Annotated in this window: 16 protein-coding genes; 13 read left to right on the top strand and 3 right to left on the bottom strand. The window is 69.9% G+C overall.

The annotated features are described in order from the left end of the window. Nucleotides 1–71: 71 nt before the first annotated feature. Nucleotides 72–1,310: a glutamyl-tRNA reductase gene (locus FBY39_RS10240; protein WP_141932209.1), complete on the top strand. Its 1,239-nt coding sequence runs from the start codon at nucleotides 72–74 to the stop codon at nucleotides 1,308–1,310. A gap of 6 nt (nucleotides 1,311–1,316) precedes the next feature. Here FBY39_RS10240 and FBY39_RS10235 read toward each other — a convergent pair whose 3' ends face one another. Beyond that, nucleotides 1,317–3,167: a thioredoxin domain-containing protein gene (locus FBY39_RS10235; protein ID WP_141932208.1), complete on the bottom strand. Its 1,851-nt coding sequence runs from the start codon at nucleotides 3,165–3,167 to the stop codon at nucleotides 1,317–1,319. A 66-nt stretch (nucleotides 3,168–3,233) separates the two neighbouring features. Beyond that, a complete protein-coding gene (locus tag FBY39_RS10230) occupies nucleotides 3,234–4,082 on the bottom strand; it encodes an aldo/keto reductase (protein ID WP_141932207.1) in 849 nt (282 codons plus the stop codon). A 68-nt stretch (nucleotides 4,083–4,150) separates the two neighbouring features. On the opposite strand from FBY39_RS10230, the gene hrpA reads away from it, so the two are divergent. The 3 genes from hrpA to FBY39_RS10215 all read left to right on the top strand — a co-directional run bounded on the left by hrpA (nucleotide 4,151) and on the right by FBY39_RS10215 (nucleotide 10,458). Beyond that, nucleotides 4,151–8,026 (top strand): ATP-dependent RNA helicase HrpA, encoded by a 3,876-nt coding sequence (gene hrpA / locus FBY39_RS10225; protein WP_141932206.1) that lies wholly within the window; start codon nucleotides 4,151–4,153, stop codon nucleotides 8,024–8,026. Between the two features lie 10 nt (nucleotides 8,027–8,036). Next, on the top strand, nucleotides 8,037–8,978 hold the full coding sequence (locus FBY39_RS10220) for an NADP-dependent oxidoreductase (protein WP_141932205.1): 942 nt from the start codon (nucleotides 8,037–8,039) through the stop codon (nucleotides 8,976–8,978). Nucleotides 8,979–9,105: 127 nt separating this feature from the next. Then, nucleotides 9,106–10,458 carry an O-acetylhomoserine aminocarboxypropyltransferase/cysteine synthase family protein gene (locus FBY39_RS10215; protein WP_141932204.1) on the top strand — a complete coding sequence of 451 codons (1,353 nt, stop codon included), beginning with the start codon at nucleotides 9,106–9,108 and terminating at the stop codon, nucleotides 10,456–10,458. Here the strand turns inward: FBY39_RS10215 and FBY39_RS10210 are convergent. Beyond that, a complete protein-coding gene (locus FBY39_RS10210) occupies nucleotides 10,431–11,759 on the bottom strand; it encodes a M20/M25/M40 family metallo-hydrolase (protein WP_260837636.1) in 1,329 nt (442 codons plus the stop codon). The genes FBY39_RS10215 and FBY39_RS10210 overlap by 28 nt on opposite strands. Nucleotides 11,760–11,813: 54 nt before the next feature. On the opposite strand from FBY39_RS10210, the gene FBY39_RS10205 reads away from it, so the two are divergent. The 9 genes from FBY39_RS10205 (at nucleotide 11,814) to FBY39_RS10165 (ending at nucleotide 21,722) form a co-directional block, all read left to right on the top strand. Further along, nucleotides 11,814–12,797 carry a Gfo/Idh/MocA family protein gene (locus tag FBY39_RS10205; RefSeq protein ID WP_141932202.1) on the top strand — a complete coding sequence of 328 codons (984 nt, stop codon included), beginning with the start codon at nucleotides 11,814–11,816 and terminating at the stop codon, nucleotides 12,795–12,797. A gap of 1 nt (nucleotide 12,798) precedes the next feature. Then, on the top strand, nucleotides 12,799–13,659 hold the full coding sequence (locus tag FBY39_RS10200; RefSeq protein WP_141932201.1) for an NYN domain-containing protein: 861 nt from the start codon (nucleotides 12,799–12,801) through the stop codon (nucleotides 13,657–13,659). 64 nt (nucleotides 13,660–13,723) lie between these two features. After that, nucleotides 13,724–14,911 (top strand): ROK family transcriptional regulator, encoded by a 1,188-nt coding sequence (locus FBY39_RS10195; protein WP_141932200.1) that lies wholly within the window; start codon nucleotides 13,724–13,726, stop codon nucleotides 14,909–14,911. A gap of 9 nt (nucleotides 14,912–14,920) precedes the next feature. Next, the gene (locus tag FBY39_RS10190) at nucleotides 14,921–16,000 is read left to right on the top strand and encodes a substrate-binding domain-containing protein (RefSeq protein WP_141932199.1); all 1,080 of its coding nucleotides are present in this window, start codon (nucleotides 14,921–14,923) and stop codon (nucleotides 15,998–16,000) included. Nucleotides 16,001–16,055: 55 nt separating this feature from the next. After that, entirely contained in the window at nucleotides 16,056–16,955 is a 900-nt protein-coding gene (locus FBY39_RS10185; protein WP_141932198.1) for an ATP-binding cassette domain-containing protein, read from the top strand. Next, nucleotides 16,952–18,196, top strand: a complete 1,245-nt coding sequence (locus FBY39_RS10180; RefSeq protein WP_141932197.1) for a sugar ABC transporter permease — start codon at nucleotides 16,952–16,954, stop codon at nucleotides 18,194–18,196. Before FBY39_RS10185 ends, FBY39_RS10180 begins: the two co-directional genes overlap by 4 nt. Before the next feature lie 292 nt (nucleotides 18,197–18,488). Then, entirely contained in the window at nucleotides 18,489–19,574 is a 1,086-nt protein-coding gene (locus FBY39_RS10175; protein ID WP_141932196.1) for a substrate-binding domain-containing protein, read from the top strand. Between the two features lie 73 nt (nucleotides 19,575–19,647). Further along, on the top strand, nucleotides 19,648–20,451 hold the full coding sequence (locus FBY39_RS10170) for an ATP-binding cassette domain-containing protein (RefSeq protein ID WP_141932195.1): 804 nt from the start codon (nucleotides 19,648–19,650) through the stop codon (nucleotides 20,449–20,451). Then, the gene (locus FBY39_RS10165; RefSeq protein WP_141932194.1) at nucleotides 20,448–21,722 is read left to right on the top strand and encodes a sugar ABC transporter permease; all 1,275 of its coding nucleotides are present in this window, start codon (nucleotides 20,448–20,450) and stop codon (nucleotides 21,720–21,722) included. The genes FBY39_RS10170 and FBY39_RS10165 overlap by 4 nt, the downstream gene beginning before the upstream one ends. Nucleotides 21,723–21,772: the final 50 nt, after the last annotated feature.

Here is a 21,772-nt window from a genome sequence, read left to right as displayed (position 1 = left end):
GTGGAGGACACGACGTCAAGGCTACGTCGCCGCTCGGCGCCTTCGGACGAGGGGCGGGCTAGAATCGGCGGGTGCTGTTCTGTCTGACGGCGAATCATCGCAACACCGACTTCGATGTCCTCGATCGCATTTCTCGCGTCGCGGACTCGCTCGCCGACGACCTCACGCAGACGCACTCGTTCGTTCGCGGGGCCGTCGTCCTGGCCACGTGCAACCGGTTCGAGGCGTACCTGGAGCTGGATGAACCGCTCACGGGCGGAGCCGTCGTCGCCCGTGAAGCCGTCCTCGACATGCTCGAGGGTCCCGCGGGAGCCGACGCCGAGGCTCTTCGCGCCTCCGCCGTCAGCATCGCGGGAAGCGACGTCGTCCACCACCTCTTCGCCGTGAGTTCGGGCCTGGAGTCGATGGTCGTCGGCGAAGAGGAGATCAGCGGTCAAGTGCAGCGCGCGCTCGGCGCCGCGCGCCGAGCCGGCACCACGAGCGCGGCCCTCGAGCGCGCATTCCAGCGCGCAACACACGCGACGCGCGAAATGCGCGCGACGGCCGACGTCGCCGCCGCGGGCCGCTCCCTCGCCCGCATCGCCCTCGACCTCGCCGACACGCGTGTCACCAACTGGGCGACCGTCCCGGTCCTGCTCGTCGGGACGGGTCAGTACGCCGCCACGACGATCGCGGCCCTCCGCGCACGCGGCGCCGAGGACATCCGGGTCTACTCCGCGACGGGGCGAGCCGAGCAGTTCGCCGCGAAGTACGGCATCCGCGCCGAGAGCGATCTCCGTGACGCGATCGGCGAGGCCGACATCGTCCTGACCTGCACGGCCCGCTACGTCGTGACGGAGGAGCACATCCCCGTCGGGCGGCGTCGCCTCATCATCGACCTGGGTCTCCCCCGCAACGTCGACCCGTCCGTGGCATCCGTCGAAGGGGTCGAGCTGCTCGACCTCGAGCTCATCGGCCGCCACGCGGCGCTTCCCGAACTCGGTCCCGGCGCTTTCGAGATCGTCGGCACAGCGGCGAGCGTCTTCAACGCCGAGCAAGCGGCGGCCCCGGCGATCGTGGCGCTCCGCGGCCACATCCAGACGGCACTCGACGCCGAGATCCAGCGCGTGCGCGATCGCGGCGGCGATGCGGCGACCGAGGCGGCGCTCCGCCACCTCGCGGGAGTCATCTCGCACGCCCCGACCGTCCGCGCGCGTGAGTTCGCCGCCGAAGGACGCCTGCACGAGTTCGAAGACGCCCTCGAGACGCTTTTCGGCATCGAGGTGCCCCGCAGTCAGGGGAACACCCTCCGGGGCCTTTCCGCCGGCTGAGTCCCGTCAGCGCGCGCCGGCCTCGTCGAGGTCGGCGGGTTCCGTCACGGGAAGCCGGCAGGAGAAGTTACGGCAGTCGTACGCCGTCGCCCGCCCGTCCTGGGTCGATTTCCCCGCGAAGAGGTCGAATCCGGATGCCGCCCACGCGGCCGCCTGCTCGGATGTCACGGCGATGACGACGTCGGCCTCGACGGCGCGCGCCGTCCGGACGAGCGGGTCGTCCGCGGAGTCCGCCACCACGACGATCTGGCGGGGAGCGACGGCGAGACCCGCGCCAACGCGCAAGAGCGTTCCGTGCGCGAGCGGCTGAGCCAGCGCCGCGTCGCGGTGTCGTGCGACGCACTCCTCCGCGAAGACCCGGTACGACTCGCCCGCGCCGAGCTGCCACAGAGCGAGTGCCGTCTCGGCGAGCGCGGCAAGACCTGAGGGTTCGTCCGCATCGGACGCCGCGTCGGGCGCTCCCATCCCCTGCGCCGAGAGGACGCCGTCGCCGCCGCCCGGCACGGTCGGTTCGCCGTTCGGGCGCATGCACGCGTCGAGGAGTGCTCGCGCGCGCTCGACGTAGGCCGGCTCCCCCGTCGCGATCGCGAGCGCCGTGAGCCCCGACGCGAGCTGCCCGTAGTCGGCGAGCGATGCCGCCGCGCGCGAAGGGATCTCGTCGAGCGATGCGCGGACGAGCCTGCCATCCGCGGTGGTGTTGATCGTGAGGACGGCATCGGCCGCCCAGCGCGCGGCCTCGATCCATTCGGCGGTCCCGAGACGCGCGCCGGCTCGTGCGAGCGCCCCGATCGCGAGGCCGTTCCACCCCGTGACGACCTTGCCGTCGACAGCGGGTGGTTGCAGCCCCGCACGGTCGTTCACGAGGTAGTAGCCGCCTTCGCTGCGCCTGCCGTCGATCCACGACTCGGAGTCCTGCGCGGCACCGAACCCGCCGGCGGGCTGCTGCAGCACGAGAGTGAGGAAGGAGGCGATGCCCCGCGCCGTCGCCCCGTCGTCCGCCGCGGCGGCGACGTCGAGCAGCAGGGCGTTGTCGGTCAGCATCCGTTCGTAGTGCGGAATCGACCAGTCCCGCCGCGTGGCGTAGCGGAAGAACCCGCCCTCGATGACGTCGCGGAGGGGCGACGAGGACATCGCGGCGAGCGCACGCTCCGCGACAGCGGCCGCCCCCGGTGCGGCCTCGCGGATGACGGGGTGCTGGAGGAAGCGGAGCGCGGTCGCGACGGGGAACTTCGGCGCCACGGGGTCGCCGCCCCAGAGTCCGCCGTACTCGGGATCCTCGCGCGCCGCGAGCATCTGCGCGGCGGATGCGAGCGCCGCGACGTCGGGGAGACCCCCGCCGCCGTGCGTCCCGTGCGCACGGGCGGACGCCAGCGCCTGCACGAGAGCATCCGCCGTTTCGGCGACCTGCTCGCGACGTTCCGTCCACGCCTCCCGGACGGCGCCCAGAACGTCACGGAAGGCGGGAACTCCGCCGCGCGCCGACGGCGGGAAGTAGGTTCCGGCGAAGAACGGGTGGCCGTCGGGGGTCACGAACACCGACAGCGGCCATCCGAGGTGAAGCGTGAAGGCCGCCGCGGCTGCCATGTACGCGGCGTCGACCTCGGGATGCTCCTCGCGGTCGACCTTGATCGAGACGAAGCCCGCGTCGAGGTCGGCGGCCGTCTCGCGGTCGGCGAACAACTCCCGTGCCATGACGTGGCACCAGTGGCAGGTGGAATATCCGATCGACACGAAGACGGGCACGTCGCGACGGCGCGCCTCGTCGAACGCCTCCCTCCCCCACGGATACCACGCGACGGGATTGTCGGCGTGTGCCCGCAGGTACGGGCTCGCGGAGGAGGAGAGGCGCTCGTTCACTGCCGTTCGTTCACTGCCGTTCGTTCACTGCCGTTCGTTCACTGCGGTGCGATCAGTGCAGCTCGGTCAGTGGAGCTCGGTGGGGTGCGCACCCACGCGGCCCGAGCCGTCGCCCGGATCGATCGCGTCGATGGCCGACATCTCGGCATCCGACAGCGCGAAGTCGAAGATGCGGAAGTTCTCGCGGAGGCGGTCGGCCTTCACCGACTTCGGGAAGACGATGTTGCCCTTCTGGATGTGCCAGCGGAGGACGACCTGGGCGGGCGTGCGATCGTGGGCGGACGCCGCGTCGTGGACGGCCGGCACGCCGAACAGGTCGTACTTGCCCTGACCGAGCGGGCCCCATGCCTCGATGTGCACGCCGTGATCGGCGCACCAGGCGACGACATCGCGCTGCTGGTAGGCGGGGTGGAGCTCGATCTGGTTGACGGCGGGGAGGACCCCCGTCTCGCCGTGGATCGCCTCGAGATGCTCGACGAGGAAGTTGGAGACGCCGATCGAGCGGATCGCCTCGCCTTCGTTGAGCGCCGCGAGCTGCTTCCACGCGTTGACGAAGGTGCCGTTCGCAGGGGCTGGCCAGTGGATGAGGTAGAGGTCGACGTAGTCGACGCCGAGCTTCGTGAGGCTCTCCTCGAGCGCGGCGCGCGGCTCGTCGCCGCCCTGCCGGTCGTTCCACAGCTTCGTCGTGAGGAAGATCTCGTCGCGCGGGATGCCGCTCTTGGCGATCGCGGCACCGACACCCTCCTCGTTGCCGTAGATCGCGGCCGTGTCGATGTGCCGGTATCCGAGTTCGAGTGCTTCGAGCACGACCTTCTCGGTCTCGGCCGGCGGCACCTTGAAGACGCCGTAGCCGAGCTGTGGGATGTCGTAGCCGGAGTTGAGAGCGATACGGGGAACGTCGTGCTGGTCTGCCATGGTCCGAGCCTACGACTCCGCGATGTCGGGCGCGCCGTTGTTCGCCGCGGACGATACGATCGAAGGCTGTGTCTGCGAACGAACCGACCATCACCTACCCGCCGGAGCTGCCCGTCAGCGCCGCGCGGGAGGAGATCCTGCGCGCGTTGCGCGATCACCAGGTCGTCATCGTCGCCGGCGCGACGGGGTCGGGAAAGACGACGCAGTTGCCCAAGATGGCGCTCGAGCTCGGGCGCACGCGGATCGCCCACACGCAACCCCGCCGGATCGCTGCGCGCACCATCGCGGAGCGGATCGCCGAGGAACTGCAGGTGCCGCTCGGCTCGACCGTCGGCTACAAGGTGCGCTTCACCGACAAGGTGTCCGAAGACACCCGCATCGCGCTCATGACCGACGGCATCCTCCTCAACGAGATCCACCGCGACCGTCTGCTGCGCCGCTACGACACGATCATCATCGACGAAGCGCACGAGCGCTCTCTCAACGTCGACTTCCTCCTCGGGTACCTCACGCGCATCCTCCCAAAGCGGCCCGACCTCAAGGTCGTCATCACGAGCGCGACGATCGATCCCGAGAGCTTCGCGAAGCACTTCGCGGATGCCGCGGGTCGCCCCGCCCCCATCATCGAAGTCTCGGGACGCACATACCCCGTCGAGATCCGCTACCGCCCGGCGGTGGACGAGCGCGCCGAGTCCGGGAAGCGTCCTGAAACGGCGACGGACGACGTCGACGGGATCACGGCGGCGCTGCGGGAACTCGACCGCGAGCCCACGGGCGACGTGCTGGTGTTCCTTCCCGGCGAAGCGGAGATCCGCGACGCGATGGATGCCGTTCGGGGAATGTACGCGAAAGACGCCGCCCCGACGGAGGTCCTCCCCCTCTACGGCCGTCTCTCCGCGGCCGAACAGCACCGCGTCTTCGAACGCTCGTCGGTCGCAGGAGTGCGCCGCCGTGTGATCCTCGCGACCAACGTCGCCGAGACGAGCCTCACGGTTCCCGGCATCCGCTACGTCATCGACACCGGGACGGCGCGCATCTCGCGCTACAGCACGCGCACGAAGATCCAGCAGCTCCCGATCGAGCCCGTGTCGCAGGCATCCGCGCAGCAGCGGTCGGGCCGCGCGGGACGGACGAGCCCGGGAGTCGCGATCCGCCTCTACGGCGAAGAGGACTTCGCGGGTCGAGACGAGTTCACCGAACCCGAGATCCTCCGGACGAGCCTCGCGTCCGTCATCCTCCAGATGCTGTCGCTCGGCTTCGGCGAGATCGAGGACTTCCCGTTCCTCACGAAGCCCGATTCGCGCGGCGTCCGCGCGGCACTCGACCTTCTCACCGAACTGGGAGCGGTCGATCGCGGGCGCCTGACGGACCTCGGCCGCGAGATCTCGCGGATGCCCACCGACCCGCGGTTCGCACGCATGCTCGTCGAGGCACGCCGCACCGGCGTGATCCGCGATGTCCTCGCGATCGTCGCGGGCCTGTCGATCCCCGACGTGCGAGAGCGCCCCGAGGAGCGTCGCGAAGAGGCCGACCGCCTGCACGCGCGCTTCGCCGACCCCACGAGCGACTTCCTGACGCTCCTGAATCTGTGGAACCACCTGCAGGAGAAGCAGCGCGAACTCGGGTCGAGCGCCTTCCGCCGGCTCTGCCGTGCGGAGCACCTCAACTACGTGCGCGTGCGGGAGTGGTCCGACGTGCACCGGCAGCTCTCGACGCTCGTCGGCCGGCCGGGGCCCGGTGGGGAGACCGCGGATCCCGACCTCGTCCACAAGGCGATCCTGTCGGGGCTCCTTTCCCACATCGGGATCCTCGACGAACGCACGAGACCCTCGACCGGCGGACGCCCCGACAAGCGCACACCCCCCGCGGAGTACCTCGGGGCGCGGGGCACGCGTTTCGCGATCTTCCCCGGCTCGGGACTCCGCAAGAAGCGGCCATCGGCCGTCATGGCAGCCGAGCTCGTCGAGACGAGCAGACTCTTCGCGAGGATGGTCGCCGAGATCGACCCCGAGTGGGCCGAGCCTCTCGCGGGCGACCTCGCGAAGCGCCGCGTGAGCGAACCGCACTGGTCGAAGTCGACGGGGGCAGCCTCCGCGTACGAGCGGGTGACGCTCTTCGGCGTCGACATCGTGCCGCGTCGCCGTGTGCAGCTCGCTCGCTTCGATCGCCCGCTCGCGCGGGAGATGTTCCTCCGGCACGCTCTCGTCGAGGGCGACTGGGACTCCTCGCACCTCGACAAGAGACTCACGGCCTTCGAGCGACGCAATCTGGAACTGAGGCGACGCCTCGAGAAGGTCGAGGAGCGCGAGCGTCGCCGCGACATCCTCGTGGGCGACGAAGCGGTCTATCGCTTCTACGACGCGCGCCTCCCCTCCGACGTGCTGGACGTGCGTTCCTTCGAGGCGTGGTGGAAGGATGCCGCGTCCCGCACGCCGCGCCTCCTCGACATGAGCGAGGCCGACCTCGTCGACGAAGCGACGCGCGGCGACGAACACGATTTCCCCGCCCGCTGGCAGCAGGGTGACCAAGTGCTGTCGCTCGCGTATCGGTTCGAACCGGGGGCCGCGGATGACGGTGTGACCGTCGTCGTGCCCCTCGCTCTCCTCGCGCAGCTCCGCCCGGAGGGATTCGACTGGCAGGTCCCCGGCATGCGCGACGAGCTCGTGACGGCCCTCCTGCGCGCGCTCCCCAAACCCATCCGGCGTCATGTCGTCCCCGCCGCCGACTGGGCGGCGACCTTCGCGGGCGACCTGGCCGGACAGGGACCCGAGTCGCACGCGGGCCTTCCGCCGGTGCCCCTGCTGGATGCCCTCGCGGCGCGCATCCAGCGTGTCGCGAACCAGCCCGTCACCGCGGCGGACTTCGACATGGAGCGGGTGCCGGGCCACCTTCGGATCACGTTCCGCGCGGTCGACGAGCGCGGTCGGCCCGTCGGATCCGACCTCGATCTCCGGGCTTTGCAGGCGTCGCTCGCCGACCGTACGAGAGCCGCCGTATCGCGCTCGCTCGAATCGCCGAAGCGACCGGGCGCCCGACCGGCCGCGGCACCGGCGACCCCCGGCGCCGCCGTGCGGTTCCCGGCGCGGTCAGGCCTCACCGACTGGTCCTTCGACGACCTCCCCGAGATCGTCGACACGGCGGTCGCGGGCGGGATCGTGCGCGGCTACCCCGCGATCATCGACGACGGGACGAGTGTCGCGCTGCGGATCGAGGCGACCCCCGAAGCCGCCGCCCGCGAGACCAGGGCGGGCATCCGGCGACTCGCTCTCCTCGGAGTGCCGTCTCCCGCCGCCTACGTCCTCGACCACCTGACGTCGGCCGAGAAGCTCGCCCTCGCGGCATCCCCCTACTCGTCGGCCAAGGCACTCATCGAAGACGCCCGTGTGGCCGTCGCGGACGCTGTCATCGCCCGAACGACGGGCGGCTCGCCTGTTCGGACGAAGACCGCGTTCGAAGCCGTGCGGACGGCCTTGTCGGCCGTCGTCGTCGACGAGCTGTTCACGACCGTCTCGCTCGCCGCGAAGATCCTGACCGCCGCGAGGGACGTCGAGCGGACCCTCCGAACTCAGAACTCGCTGACACTCCTCGGCGCCCTGAACGACATCAAGGGCCAGTTGGCGGGACTCGTCTTCCCCGGCTTCCTCTCGCAGACGGGACTGGCGCGCATCGTCCACTACCCCCGCTACCTGCGGGCGGCTCTCGACCGGACGGCGAGCCTCAGCGACAACCCGGGACGCGACCGGCAGCGCATGACGGAATTCGAGCGCGCTGCGTCGGCGTATACCGACGCGGACGGAACGATCCCCCCGCACCCCGACGCGAGGCCGTCGCTCGTCCATGCGCGCTGGCTGCTCGAGGAGTACCGCGTGAGCCTCTTCGCGCAGTCGCTGGGAACCGCCGAACCCGTTTCGCTGCAGCGCATCCTGAAGGCGCTCCGCGAGTAGCGTTGACGCCATGGCATCCGCGATCGTCTACACCGAGCTCGGCGGGCCCGAGGTCCTGCACCGGATCGACACCCCCGCTCCCCTGCCCGCAGACGGGCAGCTGGCGGTGCGGGTCGAGGCGGTCGGCGTCAACCCGATCGACGCGAAGCTCCGCGCCGGCATCCGTCCGTCACCCCCGATCGACGAACCCCGTCGCGTGGGGTCGGATGGCGCGGGCGTCGTCACGGCCGTAGGGGAAGGCGTCGACGGGTTCCGTGTCGGAGACGCCATCGGATTCTGGGGCGCCTCCGGCGCGTACGCGACCGACGTCGTCGTCGCCGCCCGGCGCGTCGTCCCTCGCCCCGCGACCGTGAGCGCGGCCGATGCGGCGGCACTCGGCATCCCGATCGGAACGGCCTACCAGGCGCTCCGCTCGCTCGGCGTCGGCCCGGGAGACGCTCTCCTCGTTCACGGCGGGTCGGGATCCGTCGGCCAGGCCATCGTGCAGTTCGCCGTGCTGTGGGGCGCGCGCGTCATCGCGACCTCTTCCGAGCGGCGCTCCGCCCGTGTGCGCGAGTTGGGCGGCGAGCCGGTCGTCTACGGCGACGGACTCGCCGACCGTGTCCGCGGCATCGCCCCCGGCGGCATCACGGTCGCGATCGACGCCGCAGGAACCGACGAAGCCCTCTCGACGTCCCTCGAGCTGGTTGCCGACACGACGCGCATCGCGACCCTCGTGCGCGGAGCGCATGCCGAGCGGCTGGGGATCCGCGCGTTCAGCGGCGGCGCGCCCTGGCCTCTCACGGCGCAGCAGAACGCGTGGCGCGACGAAGCGATCCCCGTCGCGATGAGCCTTCTCGCCGCCGGGCGCTTCTCCCTCGAGCAGGGCCCGTCGTTCGCGCTCGACGACGCTCCGGAAGCGCATCGCGCTGTCGAAGCCGGCACGGACGGCAAGATCACGCTCGTCCCCTGAGACGCGGTGCCCGCGCCGCAATAGTTCGACACAGCGCAACAGTTGGACACAGCGCCACAGTTGGACACAGCGCAACAGTTGGACACAGGCGCACCGCGAAGCGGGGTCCCCTTCCACAATGGACGCCATGTCCGCCTCTCCGCGCGCCTTCGCCACGGCCCAGGTCCACGCCGGCCACCTCCATGGCGTCGTCGAGAACACCGCCGTCCCGCCCATCCATCAGTCCAACGCGTTCGAGTTCGCGTCGCTCGACGACGCACGCGACCTGTTCGCGCTGCGGCGCGAGGGCAACATCTACAGTCGCGCGGCCAACCCCACGGTGCTCGTCCTGGAGAAGCGCGTCGCCGAACTCGAGGGCGGCGTTGCCGCAGCAGCCGTCGCGTCCGGGCAAGCCGCCGTCGCGCTCGCGCTGCTGGCGCTCGTGAAACAGGGCGAGCACATCGTCGCCGCGCGACAGCTGTACGGCGGCACCGTCGATCTGCTCGACGACACGTTCCCCGACTGGGGAATCGACGTCACGTTCGTCGACCAGGACGACATCGCGGCGTGGGAGTCTGCCATCCGCCCGACGACGCGCGCGCTCTTCGCCGAGTCGATCTCGAATCCGATCGCACAGGTCCTGGATCTGGATGCCGTCGCGCGAGTCGCGCGCGAGGCGGGCCTCCCGCTCGTGATCGACAACACGATCGCGACGCCTTACCTCCAGCGCGCGAAGGAGTTCGGCGCGGCGATCGTCGTGCATTCGGCCACGAAGTACCTCGGCGGACACGGCACGTCGCTCGGCGGCGTCATCGTCGACCTCGGGACGTTCGATTGGACGGCGTCGCCCGGCAGGTGGCCGCAGCTGACGGAGACGTATCGACGGGTGGGCGACGGGAGCCTCGTCGAGCGCTTCGGAGCGACCGGCTCCCCCTACATCGCACTCGTGAAGACGAAGTACGTCCACGACCTCGGCCCCTCGCTGTCGGCCTTCAACGCCTTCCAGTTGCTGCAAGGACTCGAGACGCTCGATCTGCGCGTCCAGCGGCACACCGACAGCGCGCTCGCGGTCGCGCGCTTCCTCGCGTCGCATCCCGCCGTGACACGCGTGCATCATCCCGGCCTCCCCGACAGCCCGTGGCATGACAACGCTCGTCGCTACCTGCCGCGGGGCACCAACTCGGTCTTCGCCTTCGACGTCGTGGGGACAGGGCACTCCGACACCGACTTCCGACGCGTCGCCGACGTCATCGCGCGGCTGCGCACGGTGCGACTCGTCGCCAACATCGGCGATGCGCGGAGCCTCGTCAACCACCCGGCATCCATGACCCACAGCCATCTGTCGCCGGCGCAGCTCGCGCAGGCGCGGATCTCGCCCACGACGCTGCGACTGTCGATCGGCCTGGAGGACCCCGCCGACATCATCGCCGATCTCGCGGAGGCGCTCGCTCCGCTCGTCGACGAGGCGGACGCTCAGCCCGCGGCGATGAGCGCGCGGTAGAAGCCGATCCCCCGGAGCCACACGTCGATACGGATGCGCTCGTCGTGCGAGTGGAGGGCGTCGCGCTCCGAGCGGGTGAGGTGGAACGGCGTGAAGCGATAGACGTCGTCGGCGATCGCGGTGAACCAGCGGCTGTCGCTCGCCCCCAGCTGGATATAGGGCGTCGTCAGGACGTCGTGCCCGAGCGACTCCCCGACGGCGGTCGCGATCCGACGCCATGACTCTCCGCGCCACGGTGAGACGGGCGAGGGGTCGGAGCCGTGGCGCACGTCGATCTCGATGCTCGGATCCGCGACGATACGGCGGACGCGCTCCGTGGCGCTCGCGACCGTGTCGCCTGTGAGGAGGCGGATGTTGATCGAGGCGCGCGCCGACGTCGCCAGGACGTTCTCGCCGGGTGCGCCCTCCAGCTCCGTCGCGACGGCCGTCGTGCGGACGATCGCGTTCATCTCGGGGCCGAGCCTCGAGAAGACGCGGGCGACGAGCGGCCCCGAGATCGCGAGACTGCCGAGGAGCGCGCGGAGGGGCTGGGGGGCGTGGGGCGCGACCGTTGCGAGCATCGCGCGGACGGGAGCGACGAGCCGGACGGGGAACGGATGCCGCTGCAGCCGATCGATCGCGCGCGCGAGTCTCGCCGTCGCGGGGCGCGTGGGCGGCGTCGACGCGTGCCCGCCGGCCTCGCGGGCGACGAGGGAGAGCGTCATGACGCCCCGTTCGGCCACGCCCACCATCGCGGTGGGAATGCGGACACCCGGGATGACGCCGTCGACGACCGCGCCGCCTTCGTCGAGAACGAGTCCGAGACGCACTCCGCGACCCCGGAGCACCTCCACGATGGCTCGCGCGCCGTCGCCCGCCGTCTCCTCGTTGTGGCCGAACGCGAGGTAGACGTCGTTCTGCGGCCGGAACCCCTCCGCCACGAGCTGTTCGACCGCCTCGAGGATCGCGACGAGCGCGCCCTTGTCATCGATCGCGCCGCGCGCGTGGATGGCGGCATTCGCGCCGTCGCCGATGATCTGCGCGTCGAAGGGCGGGTGGGTCCATTCGCTCTCGACGACGGGGACGACGTCCTGGTGCGCCATCAGCACGAGGGGTGAACCGGCGGCCCTCCCCTGCCAGCGGTAGAGGAGCGAGTGCCCCGCGACGAGTTCGTGCTCGAGCACTCGGTGGGTCTCGGGATACAGCCGCGTCAGCGCCGCGCGGAACTCCTCGAACCGGCTCCACTCGATCGCGGACTCGTCGGCGTGCGAGACCGTCGGGATGCGCAGGAGCTCGCGGAAGCGTTCGACCGAGGATGGCACGCATCCGAGCCTAAACGGGCCCTCCCGCCCTCGCGCGCTCGCTACGCTCGACATATGAGTGCACTGCGGTGGGGAATCCTCGGTCCGGGCGGCATCGCCCAGGCCTTCACACGCGATCTGCAGACGGCGGGACTGACCGTGACGGCGGTCGGATCGCGTCGAGAAGAAGCCGCACGCGCCTTCGCCGAGGAGTTCGGGATCGCCCGCGCGCACGGCTCGTACGAGGATCTCGTCGCCGACCCCGACGTCGACATCGTCTACATCGCGACGCCGCATCCGTTCCACGCCGACCAGGCCGTCCTCGCCCTCGAAGCGGGTAAGCACGTCCTCGTCGAGAAACCCTTCACGATCAACGCCGATGAGGCCGCCGCCGTCCGCGACGTCGCGCGCGAGCGCGGCCTCCTCGCGATGGAGGCGATGTGGACGAGGTATCTCCCGCACATGGTCCGCATTCGGGAGATCCTCGCGGAACGCACGCTTGGAGACATCCGCGCCGTCCTCGCCGATCACACGCAGAAGATCTCCGACGACCCGCACCACCGACTCAACGACCTCGAGCTCGGCGGCGGAGCCCTCCTCGATCTGGGTATCTACCCCGTGTCCTTCACGTGGGACGTCCTCGGCGCACCCGACACGATCAACGCCTCCGCGACGCTCGCCGAGACGGGTGCCGACACCGAGGTCGCGACGATCTTCACGTACGCCTCCGGTGCCGTCGCGACGACGTTCTCCGCGTCGCGCTCGGCAGGACCGAACACCGCGCACGTGATCGGGACGGATGCCCGCATCGACATCGACGCGACGTGGTACAACGCCTCGTCCTTCCGCGTCGTCGCAGCAGACGGCACCGTGCTCGAGACGTACGAGTCGCGGATCGAGGGGCGCGGGATGCAGTACCAGGCTCTCGCCGCCGAGCGCTTCGTCGCCGAGGGCCGCACCGACAGCGACATCCTGCCCCTCGACGAGGTCGTCGACATCATGGCGAGTCTCGACGCCGTGCGCCAGATCATCGGCGTCGGATACCCCGGGGAGGAGTGACATGGCCGACCTTCAGAATCAGCGCGTCGCGGTCTACCTCGACTTCGACAACATCGTGATGTCCTGGTACGACCGGGTGCACGGCCGCAACGCCTATTCGCGCGACCGCCAGCGGATCGCCGAGGATTCGTCGGCTCCCGACGTCGCCGAGCGCCTCGCCGCGGCGCGGATCGACGTCGGCGCGATCATCGACTACGCGGCATCCTTCGGGACACTCGTCCTGACGCGGGCCTACGCCGACTGGTCCTCCCCCGTCAACGCCGATTACCGCTCGCAGCTCGTCGCGCGCGCCGTCGACCTCGTTCAGCTCTTCCCCGCCGCGGCGTATGCCAAGAACGGCGCCGACATCCGGCTCGCCGTCGACACGGTCGAGGACATGTTCCGTCTCCCCGATCTCACGCATGTCGTGATCGTCGCGGGCGACTCCGACTACGTCCCGCTCGCGCAGCGGTGCAAGCGTCTGGGCCGGTTCGTCGTCGGCGTCGGCGTGGCCGGATCGACGGCGAAGTCGCTCGCGGCGGCGTGCGACCAGTTCGACGCATACGATGCCCTCCCCGGCATCACGCGCCCCGCACCGGGCAAGACGGATGCCGCGGCTCCCCGCGCCCGCAAGCGCTCCAAGGATCCGGGCGCTGATCTGCTCGAACGGGCGCTGCGCCTCGAGGGCGACAAGGCCGACGATGCGCAGTGGCAACATGCTTCGGAGGTCAAGAGCCTCATCAAGCGTCTGGATCCCGCATTCAGCGAGAAGGCGCTCGGCCACAAGAGCTTCACGGAGTTCGTGAAGGCCCATCCGACGGTCGCCGACGTCGACGAGTCGAGCAACATCGTGCTGATCCGTCTCGCCTCCGACCGCCGCTGACAACCGCCGTCCGCACGCGGAATCTCCGGGACGCCAGGGGGACCGTCGGGTACAGTGTGGGACTGTGGCACGCCGCAGCGCCCAGCCGGGCTCGCAATCCTCGCTCCGCGAGGCCAATCGCGCGCGCGTCATCGACTCCCTGAAGCGCCACGGACGCTTGACCCAGGTCGAGCTCGCCGGCAGCACGGGGCTCAGTCCCGCGACAGTCTCCAACATCGTCAAGGAGCTCACCGCCTCCGGCATCCTGCACACGTCGTTCACGTCGCGGAGCGGCCGACGAGCGACCCTCGTGTCGCTCGCGCGCCAGCTCGGGCTCGTCGCCGGCGTGCACTTCAGCTCCCGCCAGCTGCACATCGCGATCGCCGACGCGATGCGAACCATCGTGACGCAGTCCTCGCTCCCCCTCGCCCTCGATCATCGCCACGATGCAGAACTGGACCGCGTCGCGATCCTCCTCGGCGACATGATGGAGTCGCTCGGCGGGAGCCTCTCCGACCTCCTCGCCGTCGGTCTCGCCCTTCCCGCTCCCATCGATCCGTCGACGGGGATGGTGTCCACTCCCGGACTCCTGCGCGGCTGGGAGGGCGTCGACGTCGCCGCGAGCCTCCGCTCGCGCATCGGCCGCCCCGTCTACGTCGACAGCGAGGCCAACCTCGGCGGACTCGCCGAGGCGCGAGAAGGCAGCGCCCGGGGACTGGCGTCGTCGGTCTTCATCCGCGTCGGACACTCGATCAGTGCGGGACTCGTCGTGGGAGGAGACCTCTTCCGCGGCGTCAACGGCAAGGCCGGACAGATCGGGCACGTCACGCTCGACGAGAACGGCCCGATCTGCCGATGCAGCAACCGGGGCTGTCTCGAGACCTACGCGGGCGGCCCGGCCCTGCTGTCGCTCTTCCCGCCGAGCGAGGGGATGCAGCGCCTCGGCGACCTTCTCCAGGCCGCCGAAGACGGCGACGGGAGCTCGCGCCGCGTCATCGCCGACGCCGGACGCCACATCGGGGTCGCCGCAGCGAGCCTGTCGAACCTCTTCGATCCCGAAGTGATCGTCGTCGGCGGTGAACTGGGTCTCGCCGGGGAGATCTTGATGGCCCCCATGCGCCACGCCCTCGAACGGTCGGCACTCCCCTCGACCCGTGGTCTTCCGGAGATCGTCGGCGCCTCATTCGGCGAATGGTCCGAGACGCGCGGCGCGATCGCGATCGCCCTCGATCACGTGACCGTCGAATCGGACGTCGTGCAGATCACCGCGTAAAGTCCTCCCATGACGAACACCGCGCCACGGCGGCGCCCGCTCTTTCGTGGTCTCGTCGTCGCCGCACTGACAGCCGCGACACTCACGCTCGGAGCGTGTGGTGGGGACGCGTCCTCCTCCGAGGGATCCATCGCCCTCCTCCTCCCCGATGCCAAGACCGCACGCTACGAGACCTTCGACCGTCCGTACTTCGAGGCCCGGGTCGCGGAGCTCGGCGACATCGACGTGCTGTACGCGAATGCCGATCAGGATGCCGCGAAGCAGCAGCAGCAGGCGGAGTCCGCCCTTGCCTCCGGGGCCGACGTCCTCGTCCTCGATCCCGTCGACGGGCGCGCCGCCGTCAGCATCGTCGCGTCCGCGAACGCGCAAGGGGTCCCCGTCGTCTCCTACGATCGGCTCGTGGCGGGCGGCGACCTCGCCTACTACGTCTCCTTCGACAACGAGAAGGTCGGGCGACTGCAGGCCGAGGCGTTCGTCGAGGAGCTCGAGCGCCGCGGGCAGGGCACCGGCGGCATCCTGATCGTCAACGGGTCTCCGACCGACGGGAACGCGATCCTCTTCCGCGAGGGCGCGCACGACGTCATCGACGAGACGGGGCTCCGGATCCTCGCGGAGTACGACACGCCCGACTGGAGCCCTGACAAGGCGCAGGACTGGGTCGCGGGACAGATCGCCCAATTCGACGGCGAGATCGTCGGCATCTACGCCGCCAACGACGGGGTTGCGAGCGGCGCCGTCGCGGCGCTCCGCGCGGCGGGAGTCTCTCCGCTGCCGGTCGTGACGGGTCAGGATGCCGAGCTCTCGGCGCTCCAGCGGATCGTCCGCGGCGATCAGTACATGACGGTCTACAAGGCGATGAAGCCGCAGGCGGAGCTGGCCGCCGAGGTCGCCGTCGCACTCTTGCGCGGAGAGGACATCGAGGCGCCGATGGAGATCGCCGGAACTCCGACGACGTTGCTCGACCCCGTCGCCGTGACCGTCGACGACATCGCCGACACGATCGTCGCGGATGACTTCTGGACCGTCGAGGACATCTGCACGGCCGACTATCGCGCCGACTGCGTTGCGGCGGGACTGCTCGCCGAGTGACTCCCGAGGGCACGGTGGCGGGTATGGTCGTTGCGGACGTCCGCCGAGGGTGAGGATGACGATGGCACCTGGCCGCACCGGTCGCACGCGCGAGCGTGTTCTCACGATGCACGGCATCGGCAAGCGGTTCGGCGCGGTCCGCGCGCTCACCGATGTCGACTTCTGGGTCAACGAGGGCGAGGTCGTCGCGCTCGTCGGCGACAACGGCGCGGGCAAGTCCACTCTCGTGAAGGTGCTCGCGGGGGTTCACGCGCAGGACTCCGGCACGATCGAGTTCGACGGCGCGTTCGTCGACATCCACACTCCCGCCGACGCGAAGGATCTCGGGATCGCGACGGTCTTCCAGGACCTGGCGCTGTGCGACAACCTCGACGTCGTCGCGAACCTGTGGCTCGGCCGCGAGCTCCTGTCGGAGGGCACGCTCGACGAGGTCGCCATGGAGGAGCGCACGTGGACGCTTTTGCGCGAACTCTCGGCGAAGATCCCGTCGGTGCGGACGCCCGTCGCGTCGCTGTCCGGCGGGCAGCGGCAGACCGTCGCGATCGCGAGATCCCTCATCGGAGAACCCCGCGTCATCATCCTCGACGAGCCCACAGCGGCGCTGGGCGTCGCCCAGACGGCGGAGGTGCTGAACCTCATCGAACGCCTGCGCGAGCGCGGGCACGGCGTCGTGCTGATCAGCCACAACATGGCCGACGTGCTCGCCGTGGCGGATCGCGTCGTGGTCCTCCGCTTGGGCCGCAACAACGGCGTCTACAACGCCGCCGACCTCACGAGCGAGACACTCATCGCCGCCATCACGGGCGCCGTCAGCGTGTCCACCGGCCGCTCTGCGGCGAGCGAACGTCGCACGCCGGAGGAGACTGCCGTCGAGGACGCCGCGTCCGGCGGCAGCATCATCCGCCTGCCGGATGCCGGCTCACGACGACCCCGCACGGGAAAGGGCGAGGCATGAACGCTGCGGAGACGGGTGCCGTCGAGACCGACGACGACGACAAGCTCTTCAGTCCGGCGGGACTGCGCGCAGCGGGTGCGCAGCTCGTGTCGCGCATCAGGGGCGGAGACCTCGGAGCCGTCCCCGTCGTGGGGGGCCTCATCGTCATCTGGGCCGTCTTCCAGGCGCTCAACCCCGTGTTCCTCTCCCCGACGAACCTCGTCAACCTCGCGATGCAGTGCGCGGCGATCGGGACGATCGCGCTCGGCGTCGTCATCGTGCTCCTCGTGGGAGAGATCGATCTGTCGGTCGGTTCCGTCTCGGGTCTGTCCGCCGCGATCCTCGCGGTGACGGTCGTGCAGCTCGGGTGGGACCCGGTGCTGGCGCTCGCGGCGGCTGTCGTGGCGGGATGCGCCGTCGGCGTCGTCTACGGGTTCCTGTACACCCGATTCGGGGTACCGAGCTTCGTCATCACGCTTGCGGGGCTCCTCGGCTTCCTCGGGGTTCAGCTCTGGGTGCTCGGTCCCAGCGGCTCGATCAATCTTCCGCCGGAGTCGTGGATCGTCGTCTTCGCGCAGCAGCTCTTCCTCCCCGCGTGGGCCGCCTATGCGGTGGCGGTGCTCGGGGCGGCCGCGTACGCGTGGTCGCGCGTGCGACACGCGCGCCGCCGGGCGTCTGCGAATCTCGTGAGCCAGAGCTATCTCGACATCGGCGTACGCTCCCTCGCGCTTCTCCTCGTGCTGCTGGCGGCGACCTGGTATCTCAACCTCGCGCGCGGCGTGGGCGTGATGTTCCTGTTCTTCCTCGCGCTCGTCGTCGTCGCGAACTTCGCGCTGACCCGCACACGATGGGGTCGGGCCGTCTACGCCGTCGGGGGTTCGGTGGAGGCAGCACGGCGAGCGGGGATTCGTGTCGAGCGGATCTACCTCTCGGCGTTCGTCCTCTGCTCGACTCTCGCCGCCGTGGGCGGCCTCCTGGCTGCCGCACGTCTCGGCGCGGCCAACCAGAGCTCGGGTGGCGGCGACACGAACCTCAACGCGATCGCCGCGGCCGTCATCGGCGGCGCGAGCCTTTTCGGCGGGCGCGGCACGGCGTACGCCGCTCTCCTCGGCATCGTCGTGATCCAGTCGATCTCGTCGGGTCTGACCCTCCTCAATCTCGACTCCGCCGTGCAGTTCGTCGTCACGGGAGTCGTCCTCGTCCTCGCGGTGATCGTCGATTCGGTGTCACGCAGACAGCGCGCTGCGACGGGAAGAGCCTGACGCTCCACTGAACACTGAGTTCACGTCGAAAACTCGGAGAGCCGTGTTTCCACCTCCGAAACGATTCGGGTGAGCAGTTCGTCACGTATCGACTCCTGTTTGTCATGCAAAATGCGTGCGTCCCCCGGAACCGAAGAACTCCCCTTGGCGACATCCGTCGATCACTCAGGCCCGTTGCGAAGTCGTTACGTTCAACACTTGACGCCAAGGTCTCCCGTGGAGATGATCGTCCGTAGCGCAACGGTGCCGGGCGAGTCCCGGTGCCCGCACCTTCAAAGACGAAAGGCGAACGATGAAGAAGTCATCCCTGCTCGCGGCTGCTGCACTCTCCGGTGCTGCCGCGATGATCCTTGCCGGTTGTGCCGGCGGTGGCGGCGGGACGCCGTCCGACGGCGGCGACGGAGGCGGCGGCGACGCCGCGGGCCGCGCGTGCGTCATCCTCCCCGACGCGGCGTCGTCGCCGCGCTGGGAGAACTTCGACCGCAAGTACCTGCAGGAAGGCCTGGAAGGCGCAGGCTTCGACGTCGACATCCAGAACGCGCAGGGCGACGTCAACAAGTACTCGACGATCGCCGACCAGCAGCTCACGCAGGGCTGTGGCGTCATGCTCCTGGTGGACTACCAGGGCGCGGCCGAAGCCGTCGCGGCGAAGGCCAAGGCCGAGGGCATTCCCGTCATCGCCTACGACCGTCCGTTCGCGGGCGCCGACTACTACGTCTCCTTCGACAACGTCGAGGTGGGCCGCCTCCAGGGACAGACGGTCCTCGACGGGCTCGAGGCCAAGGGCGTCGCTCCGGCGGATGCCGTCGTGGTGTACATCGGCGGTGACCCCACCGACGGCAACGCGGCGATGTTCCACGAGGGCGCTGCCGAGGTCATGGAAGCCGCGGGCATCACCGCCGCGGCCGAGCCGCCGGGAGCCTGGGACCAGGCGAAGTCGCAGACCAACTTCGAGCAGGCTCTGACGTCGCTCAACGGTGCTGTCGACGGCGTCTGGGCCGCGAACGACACCAACGCGGCCGGCGTCATCAAGGTCCTGCAGGACAACAACCTCCAGGGGGTCGCCGTCTCGGGTCAGGATGCCAACGTCGCGGGGCTCCAGAACATCCTCCTCGGATGGCAGACCGCCACGGTCTACAAGCCCGTCGCGGATGAGGCGGCTGCCGCCGTCGAGGTCGCGGTCGCGCTCCTGAGCGGAGACACCGTGAGCACGGATGCGGAACTGGAAGACGGCACGCCGTACATCCAGGTCACCCCGATCCTCGTCGGTCCGGATGAGGTCAAGGATGTCGTCGCCGCCGGTGACGCCGCCTACGACGATGTCTGCACGCCCGACGTGATGGCCGCCTGCGAAGAGTTCGGCGTCGTCGCGAGCTGAACATCCCCTTGAGGAGGGGCGCCGTCTCGGATACGGGACGGCGCCCCTTCCCACGACTCGCGAGGAGGCGAGCATGTCAGAGGCGACCGCACAGTCGCAGCCGATCATCGAACTGGTCGGCGTCAAGAAATCATTCGGACCCGTCAGCGTCCTCAAGGGCGTCGACCTGAAGGTGCGTCCGGGCAAGGTGACCGCCCTCGTCGGCGACAACGGGGCCGGCAAGTCGACGCTCATCAAGGGGCTCGCAGGTGTTCAGCCCTACGACGAGGGCGAGGTCCTCATCGACGGCGCTCATCGTGATCTCCACGCCCCGAGGGATGCCGCAGCCCTGGGCATCGAGGTCGTGTACCAGGATCTCGCGCTCTGCGACAACCTCGACATCGTGCAGAACATGTTCCTCGGTCGCGAGGAGCTGTCGGCCGGCACGTTCGACGAGGGGCGCATGGAGCGCGAAGCATCCGACACGCTCCGCTCGCTCTCGGTGCGCACCGTCAAGTCGGTGCGTCAGAAGGTCTCATCACTGTCGGGCGGGCAGCGGCAGACGGTCGCGATCGCCCGAGCCGTTCTGAAGAAGGCACGCGTCGTCATCCTCGACGAACCGACCGCCGCGCTCGGCGTCGCGCAGACGGAGCAGGTGCTGAACCTCGTCACGCGGCTCTCCGCCCAGGGGGTCGCCGTCGTCCTCATCAGCCACAACCTGGCGGATGTCTTCGCCGTGGCCGACGACATCGCGGTGCTCTACCTCGGCCAGATGGTCGCGCAGATCCCCACCTCCGAGACGACGCGCGACGACGTCGTCGGGTACATCACGGGCACCAAGACGCTGGGCGTCGAATTGATCGGTACGAGCAACATCCCCACGGGAGGAGCGGAATGAGCAGCAACGCGACGCGCACCGAGGCCTCGCCCGACCCGGTCGCGAGCGACCTGATCGGAAGCGGCGTCGAAGGCGGCCTCGCCGACCAGGTCCGCGGCTGGTGGCAGCGCGTGCGCGGTGGCGACATGGGCGCCCTCCCCGCCGTCGGCGGCCTCGTCGTCCTCGGCATCCTCTTCAGCGTCCTGAGCCCGTTCTTCCTCACGGAACGGAACTTCGCCAACCTCCTCAACCAGGCGGCGACCCTCGTCGTCCTCGGTATGGCGCTCGTCTTCGTCCTGCTCCTCGGAGAGATTGACCTCTCGGCGGGTGTCACGGGCGGTGTCGGCATGGCGCTGTTCGTCGTGCTGAACGCCGTCTACGGGATCCCCTGGCCGCTGGCCCTCCTCATCGGCTTCGCGTTCGGCTTCCTCACGGGTGCGCTCATAGGCTTCTTCGTCGCCCGTGTCGGCATACCCTCGTTCGTCGTGACACTGGGTCTCTTCCTCGGGTTCCAGGGTCTCGCTCTCGTCATCATCGGCCCCGGAGGCCTCTACCGCCTCCAGGTGCCCGAGCTCATCGCCATCCAGAACGGGAACCTCCCCGTATGGGGCGGATGGGTCATGCTGGCGATCATGCTCGCCGTCTCGGCCGGCACGTCCTTCTGGGATCGTGCGCGGCGCACGCGCGCCGGTGTTCCGAACCGCGCGATCTCGCTCGTGTGGATCAAGCTCGCCGTCATCGCCGTCATCGGCGGCGGAATCGTGTACATCCTGAACCAGAACCGTGGACAGTCGGTCGTCGAAGTCGCCGGCGTCCCGCTCATCGTGCCGATCGTGCTGGTGATCCTCTGGGCCGGGACGTTCGTGCTCGACCGCACGAAGTTCGGTCGCTACATCTACGCCATCGGCGGCAACGCCGAAGCCGCGCGGCGATCGGGCGTCAAGGTCCGCTGGGTCAAGTGGTGGGCGTTCGTCATCTGCTCGTCGCTCGCCGTGGCATCCGCTCTCCTCAGCGTGTCGCGCGTCGGGTCCGTCGACGCGACGGTCGGGCGCGACATCGTGCTCTCCGGCGTCGCCGCGGCGGTCGTCGGCGGAGTGAGCCTCTTCGGCGGCAAGGGCCGGCTCGTGCACGCCGCGATCGGCGCACTCGTCATCGCCGTCATCACGAACGGTCTCGGACTCCTTAACCTGCCGGCGGGCATCAGCCTGCTCGTCACGGGCGGAGTCCTCATCCTCGCGGCGAGCGTCGATGCGCTCTCGCGATTGAGGTCGGGTGGCGCGGTCCGACTATAGGCACACCACGCACGACGAAAGGCGCCGGGGGGAGGGGATCCCGGCGCCTT

The organism is Microbacterium sp. SLBN-146, assembly GCF_006715145.1.
In the GTDB taxonomy this organism is placed as follows: Bacteria; Actinomycetota; Actinomycetes; order Actinomycetales; family Microbacteriaceae; genus Microbacterium.
The sequence above is the reverse complement of the archived record's forward strand: the minus strand, read 5'-3'. Positions and strand labels throughout refer to the sequence as shown.